Below are 21730 nucleotides of genomic sequence, written 5' to 3'. Positions count from 1 at the left end.
TCATGAACACACACCAGGGAACTTTTGTCCGCGCCTCGATGATCGAGGGTTCCGCCCCGCCGGCAGCGAAGGGAGGCGTCGTCCGTTGGTTGCGCAACAACCTCTTCGCCACGCCGAAGGATACGGTGCTGACCATCATCAGCCTGCTGTTGCTCGCATGGCTGGTGCCACCGGCCATCCAATGGCTCTTCTTCGACGCGGCATGGACAGGCGGTGGCCGCGGCGTCTGCGCAACGGTTGCGCAAGGCGGCAGCCAGCCGGAAGGCTGGAGCGGCGCCTGCTGGGCGTTCGTCAACGCCAAGATCGATCAGTTCGCCTATGGCCGTTACCCGCTCGACGAGCGCTGGCGGCCGACCTTGGTCGGCGTTCTCTTCGTGCTCTTCCTTGTACCGATGGCAATGCCGAAGGTCCCGTACAAGGGCATCAACGCCATCCTGCTCTTTGCCGTCCTGCCGATCATCGCGTTCATCATGCTTCCGGGCGGCTGGTTCGGCCTGACCTATGTCGAGACACCGCTCTGGGGCGGCCTGATGGTGACGTTGATCCTGTCTTACGTCGGCATCACCGTGTCTCTGCCGCTCGGCATTCTGCTGGCGCTCGGGCGGCGGTCGCATATGCCCGTGATCAAGATGCTCTGCACCGCCTTCATCGAGCTTGTGCGCGGCATTCCGCTGATCGCAGTGCTGTTCATGGCCAGCGTCATGCTGCCCTTGTTCCTGCCGCAGGGCGTGACCTTCGATAAGCTCCTGCGCGCGTTGATCGGCGTGTCGCTCTTCGCTTCGGCCTATATGGCGGAAGTGGTGCGCGGCGGCCTTCAGGCGATCCCGAAGGGACAGTACGAGGGTGCGGATTCGCTCGGCCTCAGCTACTGGCAGAAGACGAACCTGATCGTCCTGCCGCAGGCGCTGAAGCTGGTGATCCCCGGCATCGTCAACACCTTCATCGGCCTTTTCAAGGACACGTCGCTGGTGTCGATCATCGGCATGTTCGACCTGCTCGGCATCGTTCGCTTCAACTTCACGGACGCCAACTGGGCTTCTTCGGTCACGCCGATCTCAGGGCTAATTTTCGCTGGCTTCATATTCTGGCTTTTCTGCTTCGGTATGTCGCGCTATTCAGGTTTCATGGAACGCGTGCTCGACACGGCCCATAAACGATAAAATGAGGGGAGGATCGCATGGCAAACGCAGCCACTGCTTCCAAAATGACCGTATCTGCGACTGACGTCGCGATCGAAATCACCGGAATGAACAAGTGGTACGGGGACTTTCACGTCCTTCGTGACATCAACCTGAAGGTCATGCGCGGCGAGCGCATCGTCATTGCCGGCCCCTCGGGCTCGGGCAAGTCGACGATGATCCGCTGCATCAACCGGCTGGAAGAGCACCAGAAGGGCAAGATCGTCGTCGACGGCATCGAGCTCACCAACGATCTGAAGAAGATCGACGAAGTGCGCCGCGAAGTCGGCATGGTATTCCAGCACTTCAACCTCTTCCCGCACCTGACGATCCTCGAAAACTGCACGCTGGCTCCGATCTGGGTCCGCAAGATGCCGAAGAAGCAGGCCGAAGAAATCGCGATGCACTTCCTGAAGCGCGTCAAGATCCCGGAACAGGCACACAAGTATCCGGGCCAGCTCTCCGGCGGCCAGCAGCAGCGCGTGGCGATCGCCCGCTCGCTGTGCATGAAGCCGAAGATCCTGCTGTTCGATGAGCCGACCTCGGCGCTCGACCCGGAAATGGTCAAGGAAGTGCTCGACACCATGGTGTCGCTCGCCGAAGAAGGCATGACCATGCTGTGCGTGACCCACGAAATGGGCTTTGCACGTCAGGTGGCCAACCGCGTGATCTTCATGGACCAGGGCCAGATCGTCGAGCAGAATTCGCCGGCCGAGTTCTTCGACAATCCGCAGCACGAGCGCACCAAGCTTTTCCTCAGCCAGATCCTGCACTAGGATCGGCCGAGACGACACGAAAAAAGCCCGCCTCATCGAGGCGGGTTTTTTCGTTCTACCGTTCTCGATCCTACTCGACGCGATAGCGCAGGGTGCCGACCGACCAGTGGATGCCGCGCGTGTCGAGATCCTCTGTCCAGTTCTTCTGCAGCCGCGCGACGATCTCGCTCAAGGTCTGGCGCGCATCAACCTCCACCTTGAGGCCTCGCGCTATCGGCGCAAGATCGCTCAGGTCGACCGCATCGCTGACGACAAGCGCGACGAAAATGCCGTCCCCCTCGCCCGATGCCTCGAAATCGAAGCCGTAATATTCATCCGGCAAGGTCAGCGGCACGCCCGGCGCCAGCGTCGTGATCTTTTGCGCAAACTCGTTCGGGAAGATCTGTGTTGCCTTGCCCTGGCCGCTGACATCGAAAAGCAGGAGATTGCCGGCCATCTGGCTGTTGACCGTCAGTTTGAAGACCTCACCGGCCTTCATGGTGGTCGGCCTATCGATCGAGAGCGTGACATCGCCGGCTTCGCTCTTGCCGATGATATCACCGACGGCATCGATGACGTTGGCCGCCTGATAGACCGGCACCGCTGCGTTCGGGGTGTTCGCGTTCTGGTCGGCGCCCTGCCCGTTGCCATCCGCATCGCGCTTTTCCGGCACCATCGCGCTGTCGCCGAGCGCCTCGGGCTTGCCTTCCAGTTGCGGGTCGAGATTGCCGCATTGTTCTTGCGAGGCGCAGTAGGACGCAGATTGCGCCTTTACATACTCAAGAAGCTCGGCGTTGCTCATCAATCCGTTGCCATTGGCATCGGCAGCGTTGCCGGTCTGGCCGGCGACGAAGGCTGCGGTGAAAACACCATGCCGATCCGCGGTCGGAAGCCGGACGTCGTCCCAGGCGACCTGATAGGGCGCCGCCGCACTCCAGGCGGTCACCCCGGCTTCCACGAGCTTCGGCTTGTCGACGAGGGCAAGATCGATCCGAAGGCCGCGGGTCAGAGCCTGCTCGACCGGCTTGGCATCGGGACGCGGGAGAAAGCGGGCGCCGTCGATAGGCTTCGCAATGTCCTCGGACAGTGACCGGGAGATCGTGCCGGAGTGACAGGCATCGATCACGACCGTCACCGCGCGCCCTTTCAGGCGCTCCAGCACCGCATCGATCTCGTCGTCGAGGATAGCGCCTTGCCAATCCGTTTCGCCGGCGGCGATGTCGGCAGGCGCAATCGCCTCATCCAGCCCATCCGCCTCATCGCCATCCACGTCCTTCACCTGCAGTCCGTGGCCTGAAAAATAGAGATAGACGCGATCACCGGGCTTGGTCGCATCGACGAGCCAGCCGTTCATGGATGACAGGATCTCCGCCCTGGTCGCCTGCCCGTCCTTCAGTACACGGATCGAGGCTCTGTCGAAGCCGAACCGTTCCGTGAGCAGCCCTTGCATCGCCACCAGATCGTTCGCCGGTCCCGGCAGCGAAAACTCCGCCGGCAGGTTCTGATAGTTCCCGACCCCGACCAGCAAAGCCCGATCGCCGGCGACCGCAGGAGCGGCGAGGAGCGTGAAACACGCAAGGATCTGGAGGAACGACACCCGCGATCTGAGGCTCGCGCTCATTGGCCCTGACCTCTCGTGTAAAGCGGTTGAACGGCAATCGTACTTTCGCTCCCCTCCAGGCGCGTTTCGAGCAAGCGCAGCAACGCCGCGGCATCGAGGTTCGAATTGGCGAAGGCGGCCGCGATCGCATCGACAGGCGCATTGGTCGCGATGGCGACCAGATGGTCCGCGCCGAAGGGTTTGACCACTTCCAGGTCACGCAGCTTGAAGGCATGGCTTTCGCTTCCGGCAATCTGCACGTCGAGCAGCTGCGCTTCACCTGTGTTGGCGAGGTTGAAGACCAGCATGTTGGCATAGCCGCCCTGCGGCGCCTCGACATTCAGGCGGTCGCCGGCAAAATAGATGTCCTTGACGGGTTTTAGCGAAACGGACCCCGGGCTCTGCGCCGCAAGCGCCTTCAGAAAATCCACCAGGATGAATTTGTCGACCACGCCCTGGAGCCTTTCGGGCGCGACATGTTCGGCGGCGACGTCCCCGTTCGGCGTGTAGAAGACCCCGGATGCCGCCTCCCACCGATAGGGCATGCCATTGCCGCCGATATTGGCAAGATCAGGCATCTCACCGACGACGCGCAATGGCAGCGTACCCGTCCATCCGGTTTCGCGTGGCGACTTCAGCGTCTGCTTCGCGCCGTTCGCTGTTAGCGCCACGCCGACCTTGGCGCTGCGCGGCAGGGACAGTACGATCTCCTTGTCGGAGCGCGCCAACTGCGGCGTGAAGTTCGGCACCTGCAAGGCTTCCGATTGCAGCTTGACGTTGGAAAACACATAGTCTTCGAGTTCGACCCGCGAAATCCGGCCGTCACCATCGCGATCGGCAGCACCTTCCAATGCACGGGCAAAACTCCAGCTCAGGGCGCCGCGCGGCTCGCCGCCGATCACCACCTCCGGCGTCGGCTGGCTTTCGAGCGATGCGGCGAGGATCGTCACCTGCGACAGCTCCACGTCCCTCACCTTGGCGCCGGACAGCGCCTCCTTGGAAGGCGGCGGCACCTTGGCGCGCACCATCGGCGCCAGCCGCGTCTTGCCGAAGATCGAGCGGTTCATGCCGCCGGAATAACAGCTGTCGGAGACGAACAGCACGTGAATGCCCTTGGCTTCCGCCTCCGCGAACCAGGCGCTGAGTTCGTTGTCGACGATGATTTCGCTTGCCGTCTCCTCGGCACGTGCCCGGTCGAAGCCCGGCAGTTCGAGAAATTCGTCGAGCCCGTCCTCCTCGCTGCCGGCGACCAGCTCCGGCATCTGCGCACCGTGCCCGGCATAGGTGAAGACGATCGTATCGCCGCGCGTCGCACCAGCGACCAAATCGATCCAGGCGGAGCGTATGGCCGCCTTCGTTGCCTGCTCGTTGACGAACTGGCGGATCGGACCGACGTCAGCCGCCTTCAGCGCCTGCGCCACGTCGAGCGCATCCTTGACCGCGCCGTCGAGGCTCACTTCGTGCGGATAGACATCGACGCCGACAACAAGCGCCGAGGTCGCCGCGTTGGCGACGGATGCAGGCAAGGCGATCAAGCTTGTCGCCAACAGAGTTTTCCGCAGCCCCCTCACTTGCCCACATCCACTTCCACCCGCCGGTCGAGCTGGTTCAGCATCATCTCGTCATAGGCACTTGGATCGTCCGGCTTGAACGGCTCCTCCTCGCCCTTGCCGACAACGGTCCAGGTGCCGGGATAGCCTTCATCGACAAGGTAATGCGCCAGGGCCTCGGCACGGGCGATCGACAAGACCATGTTCGCCTCTGGCGTGCCGACCGGGTCGGTGTGACCGATCAGGGTGATTGCGGGCGGCTTTGCCGACTTCAGGCACTCGAATAGATCCTTGGCCGACTCGAGACCTTCAGGCGTGAACTCGGCCGTGCCGAAGACATAGCGCACCGGCGTCGCCTTCTTCCGGATCGAGACACCGCGATAGGAGAACTTGCAGGCGCCGCGCGCGGCGAGCTTGACCGGCTTGGTTGCAGCGAGCCGCATTTCCGAGGCCAGGCGATCCAGCCGCTCGATATAGGCCTTGTCCGGTGCCATCCAATCGGGCGTCAGCTCCTCGTTTGCCGCATCTTCCAGTGCCTGCTGATAGGCGGTCGCCGCGGCGTCGTAATCCTTGCGCCCGCGCTTGATATCGCCGAGCGCGTCGAGGATCTGCCAGGGGCCGCCGGCGTCCCGGCTTGCAACCGTCAGCTCCGTTTCGAAGGTCTCAAGCTTGGCGCCCTGCCCCACGGCCGCTGCAATGCGGTTGAAGGTTGCGAGCGCCACGACGCGCCGGGTCAGCGCGATCTCGGTCGCCGAGCAGCCTTTCATGTTCACGGGATCGGCCGCCACCTTGGTGCCGGCCTCGTCGGCGCGGTTCAGCGCCTCCGAAGCCAGGCGAAGGCCGTCGCAGGCCACGGCTGGCGCGGTGAAGACCGCCAAAGCGGCCGAAGCGAGGAGAAATGCCCGTAGCTGAACCATGGCTCGCCCATCAATCCTTGATCTCGAACGTCACCATCTGAACACTGCTGGCACCGGCATCGCCCTGCGCCCGCTTGGCCAGGTTGATCGCCAGCCCCCGCGTCGGCGGCAACCGCGACGTCGCGACATACTGCCGTGCCTTTTCCACCGTCAGCCTCTGCTCGCCGAGGCCGCCGGCGCGACAGAAGGCCAGCATCGTTTCGGCCGGCGCCGGCGTGTCGAAGGTGAGCGTGCCCGTGCCCGGCTGAGGGATCAGGCGTCGCTCGCCGGGCTTAAGCGTGGTGTTGCCGATCATGACGTCGGGGATGACCTCGACATTGCCGTTCTCCTCGACATAGAGGATCTGCAACTCGCAGGCCTGGTTGGCGCTGAGTTCGAAGGAAAGCTCGTCGCCGACCTTGGCCGTCGTCGACTTCACGTTCAGTGCCAGTTCGAGCTTGTGGTCAGCCCCCGCATCCTCCTTGCGATAGTCCGGCACGGCGGCGGCGATCGACTGCGGCCTGGCGTCCGCCATCGGCTCGGAACCGGCAACGATGATCGCCGTCGTGTCGAGCGGACGGCGCTGGGTGAGCGGCGCCATCAGCAACGCATATTGCTGCTCGACCTCGTTGCGCGGAATGGTGCCGCCGGCTTCCAGCGTCGTCACCCAGTCGAGCCCGAGGCGCAGGACATCGGTGTTCGTAACCCGCTTGATCGCTTCCGAGAATTGCTTGGGCGTCATGTCGAACTCGGCCGCCAGGGCATCGAAATCGAGTTCGTCCTCGTACTTGTCGGCGAAGTAGGTGATGATCTCGGCCTCGCCCGGCGCGTGCTTGCTCTGGAGGCCGCCATCGGGGGTCGGCTCGGTGACGCCGAGCACCTTCAGCGCGCTGACGAAGCGCTCGCGGTCCTTGCGATAGGTTTCGTCAAGTTCCTCCTGCTTCACATACATCGCCAGCAGTACGTCCTGCTGGTCCTTGCTGAAGAGCGTCGACGTCTCGATCTGCTCGCGCAACTGATCACGCTTCGAAAGGATACCGTCGGCGTGGCAATCGACGCAGGACCGCGCATTGATGATCTCGACACCCTTGCCGATCGGTCGCTTACGGAACGACACGATCGTCGTCGGTCCGACGTCGAGCTGTTTGCCGGCTGATGTCGAGAGGTAGTAGCCCTGCAGGCCGTTCGGCAACGAGAAGATCATCTCGCCACCGTCGTGCTCGAACGGCACGAGGCCCGCGTCGAGCGGCGCCAGCTCTCGCGGCCCGTGCGGGAAACGCTTCAGCACCTGCTTGCCGACGTCGCCGCCAAAATCATAGGACTTCCAGTAGTAGCCGCCGAACGGCATGTCGTGCCGCTCGAGCATGCGGTTGTGGTCGGAAACCCCGGACGATCCGTCGGCAAACCCGGCCCGCAGCACGTCGCGCCTGCGAATGTTGCCGGCGACGTCGATCTTGAATCGCTTTTCGAGTTCGGCGATCTGGGTCGGCAACTTCATCAGACGGTTGTAGATCTCCGGCCGCGCGCCGTTGCTCATGAACCAGTCGACCCGCATGATCGGCAATTGCGTCGCCGTTTCCTTCGAGAGCGCCGAAAGCGACGCGTCGCTGTCGGGGTCGATCCCATAGAAGTAGCGCTTGATCAGGAAGTCATAGTCCGCCGTATCCCATTGCAGTTCGCGCAGATCGACGCGCACCAGCAAGCCGTTGGTGCCGTCGACCTCTGTCGGCAGCACCAGTTTCGGCCCGTAGGAAAGCGAATTCAGAAGCTTCTTGAAGCCACCGGCAAGCACGTCCATCCGTTTCATGAATGTCTGGTCGTCCTCGCAGCCCATCATGCCGTTGTACTGGTCGCGATAGGAGAAGTAGCGCATGTAAGGGCGGTCGAGGGCGCTGACCGTCTCGATGTCCTTCAGCGCCGCGTCGACGAACTGGCCATAACCCAACATCGGGCGGGCGCGCGCCGGTTTTGCGGCGACCGTCTGCGGCAGGCTCTTTTCGTTCAGGGCGTTGATCCAGTCCTCAAGGACTTTGATCTCCTCGGCAGAGGGCCGCTTGCCGAGCGGCATGCGGCCGCTGACGACAGTCGCGTAGAGCCGCGACTTCGAGGCGTCACCGGGGGTCACGAAGTTTGCGTCGGCGGCAATCGAAGCGAGGTCGCCTGCCGGGTAGCTGCCTTGCGAACTCTCGCCCGGTCCGTGGCAATTGCGGCAATATCTGCCGATGAAGGCATCGGCCTGCTGCGCCAGCGCCGCATTGCCGCCGCCGAGCGCTTCGGTCGCCGTGCTCTCCTTGCAGACGGCCGTGACCGATTGCGCCACCGGCGCTGGCGCCTTTACCTCGCGATCGGCAAGGAAGGCATAGATCGCACGGCGATCGTCGTCCGAAAGAACGTTCAGCCCCTTGGCGATACGCCGCATCACCGGATCGCTGATCGGCGCGCCCGAGAGCTTCTTGCCTTCCTCGATCAAGCCCTTGGTGAAAACGTCGGGCGAGGCAAGACCGGCCATCTTCGCTTTGCTAATGTCGGGCGCGACCGCGCCACTTAAATCCTTTTCCCCCTCATAGGCGCGCTCCAGGTCGAGCCCGTAGGTCGTGGTGCGCGGCGTGTGGCAATCGCCGCAGCCGCCGACATTCTCGACCAGATAGCGACCGCGCTCGGCTTGCGTCTCCTCGCGCGGCTGGTAGGCCGGCACCGTGAAGTGGCTGCGCTTCCACAGCGTGATCGTCGTCTGGCGACTGAAGGGGAACGCGATCTCATGCTCTTTCGACGCCGCATCGGCCTGGGGCAACGTCTCGATATAGGCCTTGATGTCGAGCGCATCCTCCGGCTTCATGCCGCCATAGGAGGTGTAGGGCATGACCGGATAGAGGTTGTTGCCCTCCCGATCGAGACCGACCAGCACAGCGTTCAGAAACTGCGCATTGCTCCAGCCGCTGATGCCGTTGGCGTACGGCGATATGTTCGGCGCATAGAAGGTGCCGATCGCCGTTTTCATCTCCATGCCGCCCGATAGCAGTTCGGTGTTGTCGCCGGAGCCGTGGCAAGCGCCGCAGCCAGCGGCGTTGAACATGTATTTGCCGTTGTCGACATTGGCCTTGTAGGTGGAGAAGGCATCCTCGGCGAAGGCATCGCGCGCCGAGGCGCCAGCGGGACAGAGCGAGACGGCGACCAGCGCCGCGAATGAAGCGGCCAAAGATCCGCGGCCAAAGCCGGACAAGAACGAGGTGCCTTCTCGCTTTCTCTGCAGACCGCGCATGAAACCCACTCCCTAAAACAATAGAATCGCTACTGAAATCTGCTGCACTATCGAAACCGAAATTGCTCGAATTCAACCCGCTTCGGCCGCTTGCCGAGATCTTTCAGGCCCTTGACGATCGCCTCTCTGAGGGGCGGCGGGCCGCAGAACCAGAGATCGGCGTCCGCCGGATCGATCGCGCTGCTGCTCGCAAGCTTGGCCGCGTCCAGACGCCCGTCCACGGAGCTGTCGTGCAGGACAAACGTGAAGTTGTCGAGCTTTCCGGCCTGCCCCTCGAAGGTTTCCAGGCCGATCGCCTCGCGCCGGTCGCGCACGCAATAGACCATGTGGATGTCCTGCCCCTCGTCGCCCTTGAGATGCCGTGCCATCGCCAGGAACGGCGTGACGCCAATGCCGCCGGCGAGCCAGATCTGCTTCTTGCCGCCACGGCGGTGGTTGAAGCGGCCATAGCCACCCTCGAGCTTCAGCCGGTCACCAACAGCGATGCCGTCGCGCAGGGCCTGGGTGTAATCGCCAAGCGGCTTGATCGCGAAGCGCACGATGCCGTCAGGTTCGATACCGGCAATCGTGAACGGATGCGGCTCACGCAGCCCCGGCTTCAGCACCCGCAGAAAACCGAACTGCCCGGGCTTGGCGCGCAGGGCACGCCGCAGTGGCCGCGCCGCAATCACCGTCGCCCCGTCCTCGCGGGCGACATCGAAGACTTCGTAGCCACGGGTTCGGAGCCACGGCAGCAGCTGGGTATAGGCATAGCTGAGGATGCCAAGCGTCGCGAACATGTTGAGATAGACAGCCAGAAGCGCGGTGCCGTCATAGGGACGCTTGATGAACATCTGGTGGAAAGCGACCATCACGAAGAGCAGGCCGATGAAGCGGTGCGTGTAGCGCCAGAGATGGTAGGGGATCTCGATCTTCGTCCGCGGGATGATCTTGACGATGCTGAGAACGAGCAGAACGACGAAACCGTAGAACGCGTATTCTCCGGCGGATGCGGCTAGCTGGTTCAGCCCGCTCGTCAGCGCCAGGCCCTTGAAGTCGGGTTTCAGGAAATAGTGCACGAGAATGAGGCACAGCACCGAAATGCCGATCCTGCGGTGAAAGTGATAGACGCGGTCGAGGCCACCAAAGAGCGCTTCGACGAACGGCGGGCGCGCGGCCATGAACTGGGCGACCGCCATGCCGACGAAGGCGGCAGAGGAGGCCATCAGCGAAAACGTCGTCAATGCATTGGTGTGACTGACTGCGGGTACGGCCAGCAGCGCCGCAAATGCCATCAAGGACCAGACCAGAAACGCGCCCACTTGCATCTTGCGCCCCTCAACGCCGATGGCTGACGGTTGTTGCCCAACCTTGTGCCTGTTGGCTTCGATCGCCAACGACCAAGGAAACATGCAACCAGGTTCTTGCCGCAACGGCCCTCACACCTCTTTCGTGTGCAGGCCTTGTTGGGAGAGTGGCAAGCACCTTTCGGTTCGTCAACACGATTCCGATTGGAAACGTCCTATGAGGTTCGTTTATTCATGCCTTTGAAATTCGTATTTTTTAAGCATTCACTTATTTTATCGCGCACACCGGAAAACCGCGGCTCGTGACCGGCGTAAATCCGGACAATCTGGGCGCTTGCCTGGCTGCAGGAAATCGTGCAAGCTGCTGATATATCAGGACCAAAGGAACGGCATGTCACCGCAATCCCAGGCTCACCTCGCCTACCTCGCGCTCGAACGCCTGATCGTCACGTTGAAGCTCGAACCCGGCGCCCTGGTCACCGAGAGACAGCTGATCGAACTTGCCGGGCTTGGGCGAACACCGGTTCGCGAGGCGATCCAGAAGCTGGCCTGGCAGGGTCTTATGGATATCCGTCCCCGCGTCGGCTTGCAAATCACCACGATCCGGCCGGACGACCAGGTGCATGTCATGCAGACGCGCCAGAAGCTGGAGCCGCTTGCGGCCGCTCTGGTCGCAGCGCACGCAAGCGCCGAAGACAGAAGCGCGATGAAAGCCTGCGGTGCGGAGATGGCCGCCTGCCTCGAGGCAGGCGATATGGAGGGCTTTCTCGTCGCCGACAAAGTGTTCGACGAACTGATGGAAGAAGCCTGCCCGAACCGGTTCCTGACTGCAGCGCTTGCGCCGCTGCAGACACATGCCCGCCGCATCTGGTTTGCTTCGTCCTCGCCTGAAAAGATGGCCGGCTCGGTCCGCCGTCACGTCACGGTGATCGATGCGATCGAGCGGGCCGATGCGGAAGGCGCATCGGCCGCGATGGCTGAGCTGATGAGCTACCTGTCAGACGCCTGAAGAAGCATTGTCTCCACCAAAAGAAACCACTGTAAGCGATTGCTTTCGCACTGGTTTCGTCAAAACGCGTCAGGCCACCGGCATCATGCTGCCGGTCTTCAGCCGACGTACATGCCAGTCGAAAGCCTCTTCCAGAATGTGCGGCGTTTGTCCGCCACGGGTAGAAACCGCACGGCCGAAGTAATCCGACAGGAGCGCCCGATAGGCCGGGTGGCAGCAGTTCTCGATAATGACGGGTGCGCGCTCGCGCGGCGCCAGGCCGCGCAGATCCGCAAGGCCGTGTTCGGTCACCAGGATATCGACGTCGTGCTCCGTGTGGTCGACATGGGAAACCATCGGCACGACAGATGAAATCGCTCCGCCCTTGGCAACCGACTTGGCGACGAAGATCGACAGGAAGGCGTTGCGGGCGAAATCGCCGGAGCCGCCGATACCGTTCATCATGTCGGTGCCGCCGACATGGGTCGAGTTGACGTTGCCGTAGATATCGAATTCGAGCGCCGTGTTGATGCCGATGACGCCCAGGCGACGGATAATCTCCGGGTGGTTGCTCACCTCCTGCGGACGGAGCACCAATTTGTCTTTGTAGGCACCGATATTGCGAAACACCCGATCGGCCCAGGCGCTGGAGAGCGTCATCGACGACGCCGAGGCGAAGCTCAGCTTGCCCGCTTCGAAAAGCTCGAACGTGCTGTCCTGCAGCACCTCGCTATACATGCGCAGATCATGGAACGGGCTGTCGACGAGGCCGCTCAGCACCGAATTGGCGATGACGCCGATGCCGGCCTGCAGCGGATTGAGCGTCATGTCGAGCCGCCCCTTGCGCACCTCCTCCTCCAGGAAGCCGATCAGATGGCCGGCGATCGCCGTCGTCTCGGCATCCGGCGGCGAGATGCGCGCGGCGCTGTCTTCTTTTTCTGTCACGACGACGGCGACGATCTTGTCGGGATCGACGGGGATGTAGGGTGAACCGGCGCGGCTGTCGCAGGCGACGACCGGGATCGGCGTGCGGCTCGGGCGCTTCGCCGGAATGAAGATATCGTGCAGGCCTTCGAGTTCGGGACTATGGCTGAGATTGAGTTCGACGATCACCTTCTTCGCCAGGATCGCGAAGCTTGCGGAATTGCCGACGGATGTCGACGGAACGATGCCGCCGTCTTCGGTGATCGCCACCGCCTCGACCACCGCATAGTCGATCGGGCTGATCTGGCCGGAGCGCAACTGCTCCACGGTCTCCGACAGATGTTGGTCGATGAACATCACCTCGCCGCGGTTGATCGCAGCGCGCAGAACCGGATCCGACTGGAACGGTAGGCGCCGGGCAAGAACTCCCGCCTCCGTCAGCGTCTTGTCGATGTCATGACCGAGCGAGGCGCCGGTCATCAGCGTGATGCGAAACTTCTCCCGTGCGGCCCGCTCGGCCATGGCAAGCGGCACGGCCTTCGCGTCGCCGGCCTTGGTGAAGCCGCTCATGCCGATGGTCATGCCGTCCTTGATCAGCGCGGCCGCTTCTTCCGGCGTGGCGATGCGATCACGCAGCGGTTTGCAGCGGATCCTGGCTTCCAGGTCGGTTGGCGGAACATGGCTCATCGGGCACTCCCAGAAATGGCCCACGAGGCTCATATCAGGACGGCGCGGGCTTGGTTCGTCGTGCGCCTATTTTCGCATGTCTGCGTGCGCACGCTATGAAGATTTGCAGGAGCACGATAGCCGCTGGGACCGCAGGGCGGTACGCAGAATGGGAAAGGCGGAACTACCGCCGACGCATAGCTCGACGGCGTTTCGCCTTAAACGACGAGGGGCGCACCCTTGGCGCGCCCCTCGAACGATAAATTGCACAAAAAAAGGTCAGCCGACGAAGGCGCGTTCGATCACGAATTCAGCCGGCTTGTTGTTGGCACCTTCGGTGAGACCTGCGGCCTCGAGGATTTCCTTGGTGTCCTTCAGCATCGCGGTCGAGCCGCAGATCATGCCGCGATCGACAGCCGGATCGAGCGGCGGCAGGCCGAGGTCGGAGAAGAACTTGCCGTTGACCATCAGGTCGGTGATGCGGCCCTTGAACGGGAACTCCTCGCGGGTCACGGTCGCATAGTGGCGCAGCTTGTCGCCGACGATCTCGTTCAGGAATTCGTGGGTGCGGATTTCCTCGACCAGATCGAAGCCGTATTTCAACTCGGCGACGTCGCGGCAGGTATGGGTGAGGATGACTTCCTCGAACTTTTCATAGGTCTCGGGATCACGGATCAGGCTTGCGAAGGGTGCAATGCCGGTGCCGGTCGAGAACATGTAGAGACGGCGGCCGGGAACCAGCGCGTCAAGCACCAGCGTACCAGTCGGCTTCTTGCGCATCAGCACCTTGTCGCCGGGCTTGATCCCCTGCAGGTGCGAGGTCAGCGGGCCATCCGGCACCTTGATCGAGAAGAATTCGAGTTCTTCGTCCCAGGCGGGGCTGGCGATCGAATAGGCGCGATAGACCGGCTTGTCGCCGACCATCAGGCCGATCATCGCGAATTCGCCCGAGCGGAAGCGGAATTCGGCAGGGCGGGTCATGCGGAAGCGGAAGAGCCGATCCGTGTAGTGTTCAACGCTGGTCACCGTCTCGACGTAGACGCCCGCCGGTGCCTGGATCGCGAAATCTTCCGTTTTTGCCGGAGCATTCATCTTAGCTACAAGTCCTGTAAATGATGACCCTGTCTATCAACAATAAGCCGATATTCCAAGCTGCGCCTTGTTGAAAGGAAATCTCTTCCAAATATAGTCGTTTTTGGGAATTTCGGCGTGCTTCACACTGTCGCGGCCAACCCTACCCTATGATACCCGCCGCCAGCTATAGGATTTAGCGTCGGTCGAGGGTTTGGCGGTCGGCTGGTAGTGCACGGCAATGCCCGGCAGGCGTCCTTCGGACAAGCGCTTCAGAGCCGTAGCATTGCTGACAGCGAAGCTTTCGACGCCACAACGCAGCATCAGCGGGATCTGGTCGATCAGCACGTCGCCAACCGCCCTCACCTCGCCGCTAAAGCCGAGACGCGCGCGTAATAGCGACGCATGGCTGAAGGCGCGGCCATCATTGAACGCCGGGAACGCGACCGCCACCAACGCCAGGCGATCGAGGTGTGGTGCGAGCTTCGTCACGTCGTCGGCGGGCGCGATGACCACACCGAGACCGGTTTCGTCGCTGTCTGCGACCTTGGCAAGGAAGGCGTCGAGACCGACGATCGCCTTCTCGTTCGAGCCTGCCTTGGTTTCCTCCGTCTCGATGATCCATGGATCATCGCCCACGAAACCAGTTTCCTTCCAGATTTTCGTCATGTCTGTTCCTCGGAGCCTCAGGCAGCTTCCTGCGCGCTGCCGTAGAGCGCATCCTTGAAGGGTTGTGGGCCGACGCGGCGATAGGCTTCGAGGAAAGTCTCCTCCCTGTCGCGGCGCAGTCCCAGATAGGTGTCGACGATCGTCTCGACCGCGTCGGTCACCTTCTCCGGCTCGAAGCCGCGGCCGATGATCTCGCCGATCGAGGTGTTCTCGTCGCCGGAGCCACCGAGCGTGATCTGATAGAGTTCCGCACCCTTCTTTTCAACGCCAAGCAGGCCGATATGGCCGACATGGTGATGACCGCAGGCATTGATGCAGCCGGAGATCTTGATCTTCAACTCACCGATTTCCGCCTGGCGCTCGGGCGCGCCGAAGCGGGTGGAAATCTCCTGCGCGACCGGGATGGAGCGCGCATTGGCAAGCGCGCAGTAGTCGAGCCCAGGACAGGCAATGATATCCGTGATCAGGCCGGCATTGGCGGTGGCAAGACCGGATGCGACCAGCGCGCGGTAGACCGGCTCGAGATCGGCCAGCGCCACATGCGGCAGGATCAGGTTCTGCTCGTGGCTGACGCGGATTTCGTCGAAGGCATATTCCTCGGCGATATCGGCAACGGCATCCATCTGCGCGTCGCTGGCGTCGCCCGGAATGCCGCCGATCGGCTTCAGCGAAATCGTTACCATGCCGTAGTCCGGGTGCTTGTGCGGCTGCACATTCTGCTGCACCCAGCGGGAGAATTCCGGATCAGTCTTCTTCCAGCGTGCGAGGCTTTCCCAGCCTTCGGCGCGGTTTTCGAGAGCCGGCGGCGCGAAGTAGGTGGAGATCGACTGGATGTCCGTCTCCGGCAGTTTCAGTTCGGTGTCCTTGAGCGCTGCGAATTCGACCTCGACCTGGCGCGACAGCTCCTCGGCGCCGGTCTCGTGCACGAGGATCTTGATGCGGGCCTTGTACTTGTTGTCGCGGCGGCCGTGCAGGTTGTACACGCGCATGATCGCGGTGGTGTAGGAAAGCAGATCCTCTTCCGGCAGGAAGTCGCGGATCTTCTTGGCGATCATCGGCGTGCGGCCCTGGCCACCGCCGACATAGACGGCAAAACCGATGCGGCCGTTCTCGTCCTTCTTCAGGTGCAGGCCGATGTCGTGAACCTGGATCGCAGCGCGATCGCGCTCGGCACCCGTGACGGCGATCTTGAACTTGCGCGGCAGGAAAGAGAATTCCGGGTGCACGCTCGACCACTGCCTCAGGATTTCGGCGTAAGGCCTTGGATCAGCGACTTCATCGGCAGCTGCACCGGCGAAGTGATCGGCGGTGACGTTGCGAATGCAGTTGCCAGAGGTCTGGAGCGCATGCATCTCGACGCTTGCCAGTTCCTGAAGGATATCCGGCGTGTCCGACAGACGCGGCCAGTTGTACTGGATGTTCTGGCGCGTGGTGAAGTGACCGTAGCCGCGGTCATACTTGCGCGCGATATGGGCGAGCATGCGCATCTGGCGGCTCGACAGCGTGCCATAGGGGATGGCGACGCGCAGCATGTAGGCGTGAAGCTGCAGATAGACGCCGTTCATCAGGCGCAGCGGCTTGAAGGCGTCTTCGGCGAGTTCACCGCTCAGGCGGCGCTCGACCTGATCGCGGAACTGTTCGACGCGGGAGGAAACGAAGGCGTGGTCGAATTCATCGTAACGGTACATCGGGTATCGGTTCCTCAGGCAGCGTGTTTCGGGCCGGAAAGGCCATTGTAGCCGGCAGCATACGGGATCGACGGGCCTTCGGCACGGATGCGCTCGCGCATGCGCAGCGGACGAAGCGCGCCGTTGATCTCTTCGACATCGACGACGTTCGCATCAACGACCTTGTTGTCGTCGAACGCTTGCTTGCCGGTGGCTTCGAGGGCGGTCACGGCCTCGGCATGGCGGGCGATGAAGGCATCCTGAAGCTGCTCGACCCAGTTGCCCGCGGCATCCAGCCAGACGGAGATGCCGTCCGAAAGTCGATTTGCCGTCAAAACCTTGCTCACCATGACCTCTTCCTCAGTTCAAAATCTGTTCGTCACGCCCGAAGGCGGCTTCAACGCTTTTCTTCTCGCCACGCACCTTGCCTGCGACCAGCGGTTCGGACCGCTCGAAGTTGGCGCCGGCGACCGCATCGCCGATGATGACCATGACCGGACCTGCTAGCTCGGTGCGGTTTTCAAGATCCGGAAGGTCCTTCAGCGTGCCGTGCAGCAGGCGGCGATCCGCGCGGCTGGCGTTCTCGATGACGGCAACCGTCGTTTCCGGCGGAAGGCCCGCCTGCATCAGACGACCGGCGACCGACGCGGCGACGGTGCGCCCCATGTAGACCGCGATCGTCGCTCCGGAGACCGCAAGCCGCGCCCAATCGGGCAGGACTTCACCGGTCAAATCATGGCCGGTCGTGAAGACCAGCGAGGAGGCAACACCGCGAAGCGTCAGCGGCAATTCAAAATCGGCAGCCGCGGCGAAGGCCGAGGTGATGCCCGGAACGATCTCGTAGCTGATGCCGGCTTCACGCAATGCCGCCATCTCTTCGCCGGCGCGGCCATAGACCAGCGGATCACCGGACTTCAGCCGGACGACGCGCTTGCCTTCGGCAGCCAGCGTCACCAGCAGTTGGTTGATCTCGTCCTGGGACTTGGTGTGGCAGCCCTTGCGCTTGCCGACGGACAGTCGCTCGGCATCGCGACGGCCCATGTCGACGATCGCCTGCGGCACCAACGCATCATAAACGATCGCATCGGCTTCCATCATCACGCGCTGGGCGCGGAGCGTCAGCAGGTCTTCAGCGCCCGGTCCGGCGCCGACGAGCCAGACGTGGCCTTTCGCCTTCTCAGGCGCATCGAGCAGACGCGAAGCCTCGCGGCGGGCGGCAGCCAGATCGCCGCCGGCGACCTTGTCGGCCACCGGGCCTTGGAAAAACCGGCGCCAGAACAGGCGGCGGGCAACGCCACGCGGCACCAGGCGATCGACCGTCTCGCGATAGCTTGCGGCAAGCGACGCGACGACGCCGAGCGAGGGGGACAGCAGCTGATCGATCTGGGCGCGGATCATCTGCGCCAAGACCGGCCCCGCCCCTTCGGTACCGATGGCAACGGCAACCGGAGCACGATTGACGAGCGCCGGCGTGAAGAAATCACAGAAATCGGGTTGGTCGACGGCATTGGCCGGGATCTTGCGTTCGCGTGCTGCGATGACGATGCGCTGGTCATCGGCGGCATTGCCGGTCGCGGCAAAAACGAGGATCGCGCCGTCCAACTGCTCGGGAGCGAAGGCGGCGGCGATATGTTCGATGGCGCGTTCGCGAAGGTATTGCGCGAACTCCGCTTCCGGTGCGTCGGCGAAGACCACAATCGACGCTTCCGTGTTCAGCAGCAGCCGCACCTTTGCGAAGGCTTCGTCGCCATTGCCGAAAACCGCCACGCGCTTTTGCGCGACGCGAAAGAATGCGGGGAAAACGGCGAGCTGCTGCGGCATGGTTAGACGGTCGTTCCTTCTACAGGCTGCGGCGAATATCCCTTATGGCGCACGACAATTGAAGGAACAGAAATTTCAATGCCTTTCCAGGCACGTATTGTTTTGCTCGGCGCTGCACCATTTTGAGCAAATATCTCCGAGCCCGTTCAATCGCCGACCTTGGCGCGGCCATTGCGCCGCATGGGCAACCTCCGTTAAATGCGGTCAACGACCTGCCGGAGACCTGTGACATGACAAAACCAGAACTCGCCGAACGGCTTTTGACCGTCATCGAAGAGGATATCCTGCCGCTCACCGAAAAGGGTGTCGCCGCCGGCAACAAGGTCTTCGGCGCGGCGATCCTGCGCAAGTCCGATCTGTCTCTGGTGCTGGCCGAAACCAACAACGAGACGGAAAATCCGCTTTGGCATGGCGAAGTCCATACGTTGAAGCGTTTCTACGAGATGGCGGAAAAGCCGGATACGCGTGATCTCATCTTCCTGTCGACGCACGAGCCCTGCTCCATGTGCCTTTCAGCGATCACCTGGGCTGGCTTCGACAACTTCTACTATTTTTTCAGCCACGAGGATTCGCGCGACGCCTTCGCGATCCCGCACGACCTGAAGATCCTGAAAGAGGTCTTCCGGCTGGAGCCGGGCGGCTATGCACAGGACAACGCCTTTTGGCATTCCGCCTCGATCGCTGCCCTTTCGAAGGACTCCGACGCTGAAACCCGCGATCGGCTCGCCGCCCAGGATGCCCGCATCCGCGCCCGATACCAGAGCCTTTCCGACAGCTACCAGTCGGGCAAGGACGAAAACGCCATTCCGCTGAACTGAGATCCATGGAACCTTCACGCGACATAAAGGGCCTGCTCGACATCATGGCGGCGCTCCGCCAACCTGAAACCGGTTGCCCCTGGGACATCGTCCAGACCTTCGAGACCATCAAGCCCTATACGATCGAAGAGGCCTACGAGGTCGCCGACGCCATCGAGCGCGGCGACATGAACGACCTCTGCGACGAGCTCGGCGACCTGCTGCTGCAGGTGGTCTTCCATGCCCGCATGGCGGAGGAAGCCGGCGACTTCGCCTTTGGCGACGTCGTCGAAGCGGTTACCCGCAAGATGATCCGCCGCCATCCGCATGTCTTTGCCCGCTCCGACGCCGATACGCCCGAGGCGGTGAAGCTGCAATGGGATGAGATCAAGCAGGCCGAGAAAGCCGAGCGCCAGGAAAGGCGCGCCAAGCGCGGCCTCGCGCCTGATGCAGCCGCAAACCATCTGGGCTCGGTGCAGCGCTCATTTCCGGCGCTCGTAGAAGCCCTGAAGCTGCAGGAGCGCGCTGCAAAGGTGGGTTTCGACTGGTCGGAACCGGAACCAATCCTCGACAAGATCGAGGAGGAGATCGGCGAGTTGCGCCAGGCGTTGCGCGAAAAGGACCGCTCCAAGGTCAGCGACGAACTGGGCGACCTGATCTTCGCCGTCGTCAACATCGGCCGCCATGTCGGCACCGATCCGGAGATGGCGCTTCGCGGCACCAACACCAAGTTCCGCCGCCGCTTCGCCCATATCGAGCGCGAGCTCGGCGCGGCCGGCGAGACGCTGGATGAGGCAACGCTGGAGCGGATGGAAGAGCTCTGGCAGGCGGCGAAGGCGATCGAACGGCAACTGGGCTAGAGCGAGCGGGACGCGTGCTCGCATGCGTCCCCTTACCCAAAGCCGAGGCCGACAGTCGCCGAGCCCGGGAAAGCTATGGCTTACCAGTCTTCCGCGACCGGCTTCGGCCCATTTCCGAGGCGACGCTCCAGCTCGGAGGCCTCGTTCTCGGTCAACCTGAGATCAAGGCTCACGCGGCCATCTTCCAGGTCTTCACGACCATCGACGATCGCGTGCTGGTAGACCCAGGGCAGAAGCTGCAGCTGATCGATGCCGAGAACGACCGTGCATTCCGTCAGAACACCGGAAAGACGGCGGCCGATTTCGGCGAGCAGTTCGTCGACGCCGTCACCGGTGATCGCCGAAACGGCTACCGTGTTGTTGGACGTCGCCGCCTTGCCGCGCAATGCCTCGCGCGATTCGTCGTCGAGCCGGTCGATCTTGTTCCAGACCTCGATCAGGCGCTCGGAGGCTTCCTTCTCGTCGATGCCGAGATCGGAAAGGATCCTGAGAACGTCGCTTGCCTGAGCCTGGTTGTCCGGGTCAGAAAGGTCGCGCACGTGCAGGATCAGATCCGCCTCCAACACCTCCTCGAGGGTCGCGCGGAACGCGGCGACGAGGTGCGTCGGCAGGTCGGAAATGAAGCCGACAGTGTCGGAGAGGATGACCATGCGGCCATGCGGCAGCTTCAGGCGCCGAAGCGTCGGGTCGAGCGTCGCAAACAGCATGTCCTCGGCAAGAACGCCTGCCCCGGTCATGCGGTTGAACAGCGTCGACTTGCCGGCATTGGTGTAGCCGACGAGAGCGACGATCGGGTGCGGCACTTTCTTGCGCTTGGAGCGATGCAGCTGCCGTGTGCGGCGCACCTGCTCCAGCTCGCGCTCAAGCTTGACGATGCGATCCTGCAGCAAGCGCCGGTCCGCTTCGATCTGGGTTTCACCCGGACCGCCCATGAAGCCGCCACCGCCGCGCTGGCGCTCAAGGTGGGTCCAGCTTCGGACCAGGCGGCCCTTCTGATAATTGAGGTGCGCGAGATCGACCTGCAGCGTGCCTTCCTTGGTGGAGGCACGGCGGCCGAAGATCTCGAGAATGAGGCCGGTGCGGTCGATGACCTTGGCGTTCCATTCCTTCTCGAGATTGCGCTGCTGCACCGGCGTCAGCGGATGGTCGACGATGACAAGGCCGGCGTCGAGCTCGACGAGGATATGGCCGATCTCTTCGATCTTGCCGGTGCCGAGCAATGTGCCGGGCTTCGGCTGCGCCACCGGAACGATGGCGCCGTGCACGACCTCAAGGTCGATCGCCATGGCGAGGCCAGTCGCCTCTTCGAGACGACTTTCGTCCGAGCGCGTCGTGGTGGTCGAGAGGATATCTGCGGACTGCCGTCCGGTCTTTTTCAAGACCGGAACGATAACGACCGCGCGCATGTCGTCGCGGAGCTTCTCGAGCTCCGGAATGATCGACGACAATTTTGAATCACGCTTGGTAATGTGCCTAACGTCCCGTCAGGATGCGGCTTCTTCGTTCTCGAACATCTGCAGCGGCTGGCCGGGCATGATGGTCGAGATCGCGTGCTTGTAGACCAGCTGCGAGTGGCCATCGCGACGCAGCAGGACGCAGAAGTTGTCGAACGAGGTCACAACGCCGGTAAGCTTGACGCCGTTGATAAGAAAAATTGTCAATGAAATCTTTTGCTTGCGGACCGTATTGAGAAAGAGATCCTGCAAGTTTTGAGAACGTTCCGCCATCGCGCCGCTTCTTTCT

The 21730-nt window shown here is 62.6% G+C and carries 18 protein-coding genes; 5 read left to right on the top strand and 13 right to left on the bottom strand.

What is annotated here, in order from left to right; genetic code table 11:
• The first annotated feature begins 2 nt into the window (after positions 1–2).
• Entirely contained in the window at positions 3–1160 is a 1158-nt protein-coding gene (locus ACIQUG_RS02305; protein WP_402316966.1) for an amino acid ABC transporter permease, read from the top strand.
• A 17-nt stretch (positions 1161–1177) separates the two neighbouring features.
• Positions 1178–1954 carry an amino acid ABC transporter ATP-binding protein gene (locus tag ACIQUG_RS02300; protein WP_043622118.1) on the top strand — a complete coding sequence of 259 codons (777 nt, stop codon included), beginning with the start codon at positions 1178–1180 and terminating at the stop codon, positions 1952–1954.
• Between the two features lie 70 nt (positions 1955–2024).
• Here the strand turns inward: ACIQUG_RS02300 and ACIQUG_RS02295 are convergent, their stop codons facing one another.
• The 5 genes from ACIQUG_RS02295 to ACIQUG_RS02275 form a co-directional block, all read right to left on the bottom strand.
• Entirely contained in the window at positions 2025–3554 is a 1530-nt protein-coding gene (locus ACIQUG_RS02295; protein WP_402316964.1) for a caspase family protein, read from the bottom strand.
• Complete coding sequence (locus ACIQUG_RS02290; RefSeq protein ID WP_402316961.1) at positions 3551–5080, bottom strand: caspase domain-containing protein; 1530 nt, start codon at positions 5078–5080, stop codon at positions 3551–3553. The genes ACIQUG_RS02295 and ACIQUG_RS02290 overlap by 4 nt, the downstream gene beginning before the upstream one ends.
• A gap of 20 nt (positions 5081–5100) precedes the next feature.
• Complete coding sequence (locus ACIQUG_RS02285; RefSeq protein ID WP_402316958.1) at positions 5101–6000, bottom strand: OmpA family protein; 900 nt, start codon at positions 5998–6000, stop codon at positions 5101–5103.
• A 10-nt stretch (positions 6001–6010) separates the two neighbouring features.
• Positions 6011–9175 carry a c-type cytochrome gene (locus tag ACIQUG_RS02280; protein ID WP_402316956.1) on the bottom strand — a complete coding sequence of 1055 codons (3165 nt, stop codon included), beginning with the start codon at positions 9173–9175 and terminating at the stop codon, positions 6011–6013.
• A 110-nt stretch (positions 9176–9285) separates the two neighbouring features.
• On the bottom strand, positions 9286–10545 hold the full coding sequence (locus tag ACIQUG_RS02275) for a ferric reductase-like transmembrane domain-containing protein (RefSeq protein ID WP_402316953.1): 1260 nt from the start codon (positions 10543–10545) through the stop codon (positions 9286–9288).
• A 370-nt stretch (positions 10546–10915) separates the two neighbouring features.
• On the opposite strand from ACIQUG_RS02275, the gene ACIQUG_RS02270 reads away from it, so the two are divergent.
• Positions 10916–11533 carry a GntR family transcriptional regulator gene (locus ACIQUG_RS02270; protein WP_402316951.1) on the top strand — a complete coding sequence of 206 codons (618 nt, stop codon included), beginning with the start codon at positions 10916–10918 and terminating at the stop codon, positions 11531–11533.
• Positions 11534–11602: 69 nt separating this feature from the next.
• Here ACIQUG_RS02270 and ACIQUG_RS02265 read toward each other — a convergent pair whose 3' ends face one another.
• From ACIQUG_RS02265 to cysG, 6 genes are all read right to left on the bottom strand, one after another.
• Positions 11603–13123: an acetyl-CoA hydrolase/transferase family protein gene (locus tag ACIQUG_RS02265; RefSeq protein WP_402316948.1), complete on the bottom strand. Its 1521-nt coding sequence runs from the start codon at positions 13121–13123 to the stop codon at positions 11603–11605.
• A 258-nt stretch (positions 13124–13381) separates the two neighbouring features.
• Positions 13382–14194, bottom strand: a complete 813-nt coding sequence (locus tag ACIQUG_RS02260; RefSeq protein ID WP_402316946.1) for a ferredoxin--NADP reductase — start codon at positions 14192–14194, stop codon at positions 13382–13384.
• 147 nt (positions 14195–14341) lie between these two features.
• Positions 14342–14842 carry a DUF934 domain-containing protein gene (locus tag ACIQUG_RS02255; protein ID WP_402316943.1) on the bottom strand — a complete coding sequence of 167 codons (501 nt, stop codon included), beginning with the start codon at positions 14840–14842 and terminating at the stop codon, positions 14342–14344.
• Between the two features lie 17 nt (positions 14843–14859).
• On the bottom strand, positions 14860–16530 hold the full coding sequence (locus tag ACIQUG_RS02250) for a nitrite/sulfite reductase (RefSeq protein ID WP_402316940.1): 1671 nt from the start codon (positions 16528–16530) through the stop codon (positions 14860–14862).
• Positions 16531–16544: 14 nt separating this feature from the next.
• The gene (locus tag ACIQUG_RS02245; RefSeq protein ID WP_402316938.1) at positions 16545–16859 is read right to left on the bottom strand and encodes a DUF2849 domain-containing protein; all 315 of its coding nucleotides are present in this window, start codon (positions 16857–16859) and stop codon (positions 16545–16547) included.
• Between the two features lie 10 nt (positions 16860–16869).
• Positions 16870–18330, bottom strand: a complete 1461-nt coding sequence (cysG, locus tag ACIQUG_RS02240; protein WP_402316935.1) for a siroheme synthase CysG — start codon at positions 18328–18330, stop codon at positions 16870–16872.
• A gap of 230 nt (positions 18331–18560) precedes the next feature.
• Here cysG and ACIQUG_RS02235 point away from each other — a divergent pair, with 230 nt between their 5' ends.
• Together ACIQUG_RS02235 and mazG are read left to right on the top strand one after the other, a co-directional pair.
• Complete coding sequence (locus ACIQUG_RS02235) at positions 18561–19148, top strand: deaminase (protein ID WP_402316933.1); 588 nt, start codon at positions 18561–18563, stop codon at positions 19146–19148.
• Positions 19149–19153: 5 nt separating this feature from the next.
• Positions 19154–19987 carry a nucleoside triphosphate pyrophosphohydrolase gene (gene mazG, locus ACIQUG_RS02230; protein ID WP_402316930.1) on the top strand — a complete coding sequence of 278 codons (834 nt, stop codon included), beginning with the start codon at positions 19154–19156 and terminating at the stop codon, positions 19985–19987.
• A gap of 80 nt (positions 19988–20067) precedes the next feature.
• Here the strand turns inward: mazG and hflX are convergent, their stop codons facing one another.
• Together hflX and hfq are read right to left on the bottom strand one after the other, a co-directional pair.
• Entirely contained in the window at positions 20068–21393 is a 1326-nt protein-coding gene (hflX, locus tag ACIQUG_RS02225) for a GTPase HflX (RefSeq protein WP_043622194.1), read from the bottom strand.
• Positions 21394–21471: 78 nt separating this feature from the next.
• The gene (hfq, locus tag ACIQUG_RS02220; RefSeq protein WP_003535434.1) at positions 21472–21714 is read right to left on the bottom strand and encodes an RNA chaperone Hfq; all 243 of its coding nucleotides are present in this window, start codon (positions 21712–21714) and stop codon (positions 21472–21474) included.
• Positions 21715–21730: the final 16 nt, after the last annotated feature.

The sequence above is a fragment of the Ensifer sp. NPDC090286 genome, from assembly GCF_044769565.1.
Classification (GTDB): domain Bacteria; phylum Pseudomonadota; class Alphaproteobacteria; order Rhizobiales; family Rhizobiaceae; genus Ensifer.
This window is presented reverse-complemented; position numbering and strand designations above follow the sequence as displayed.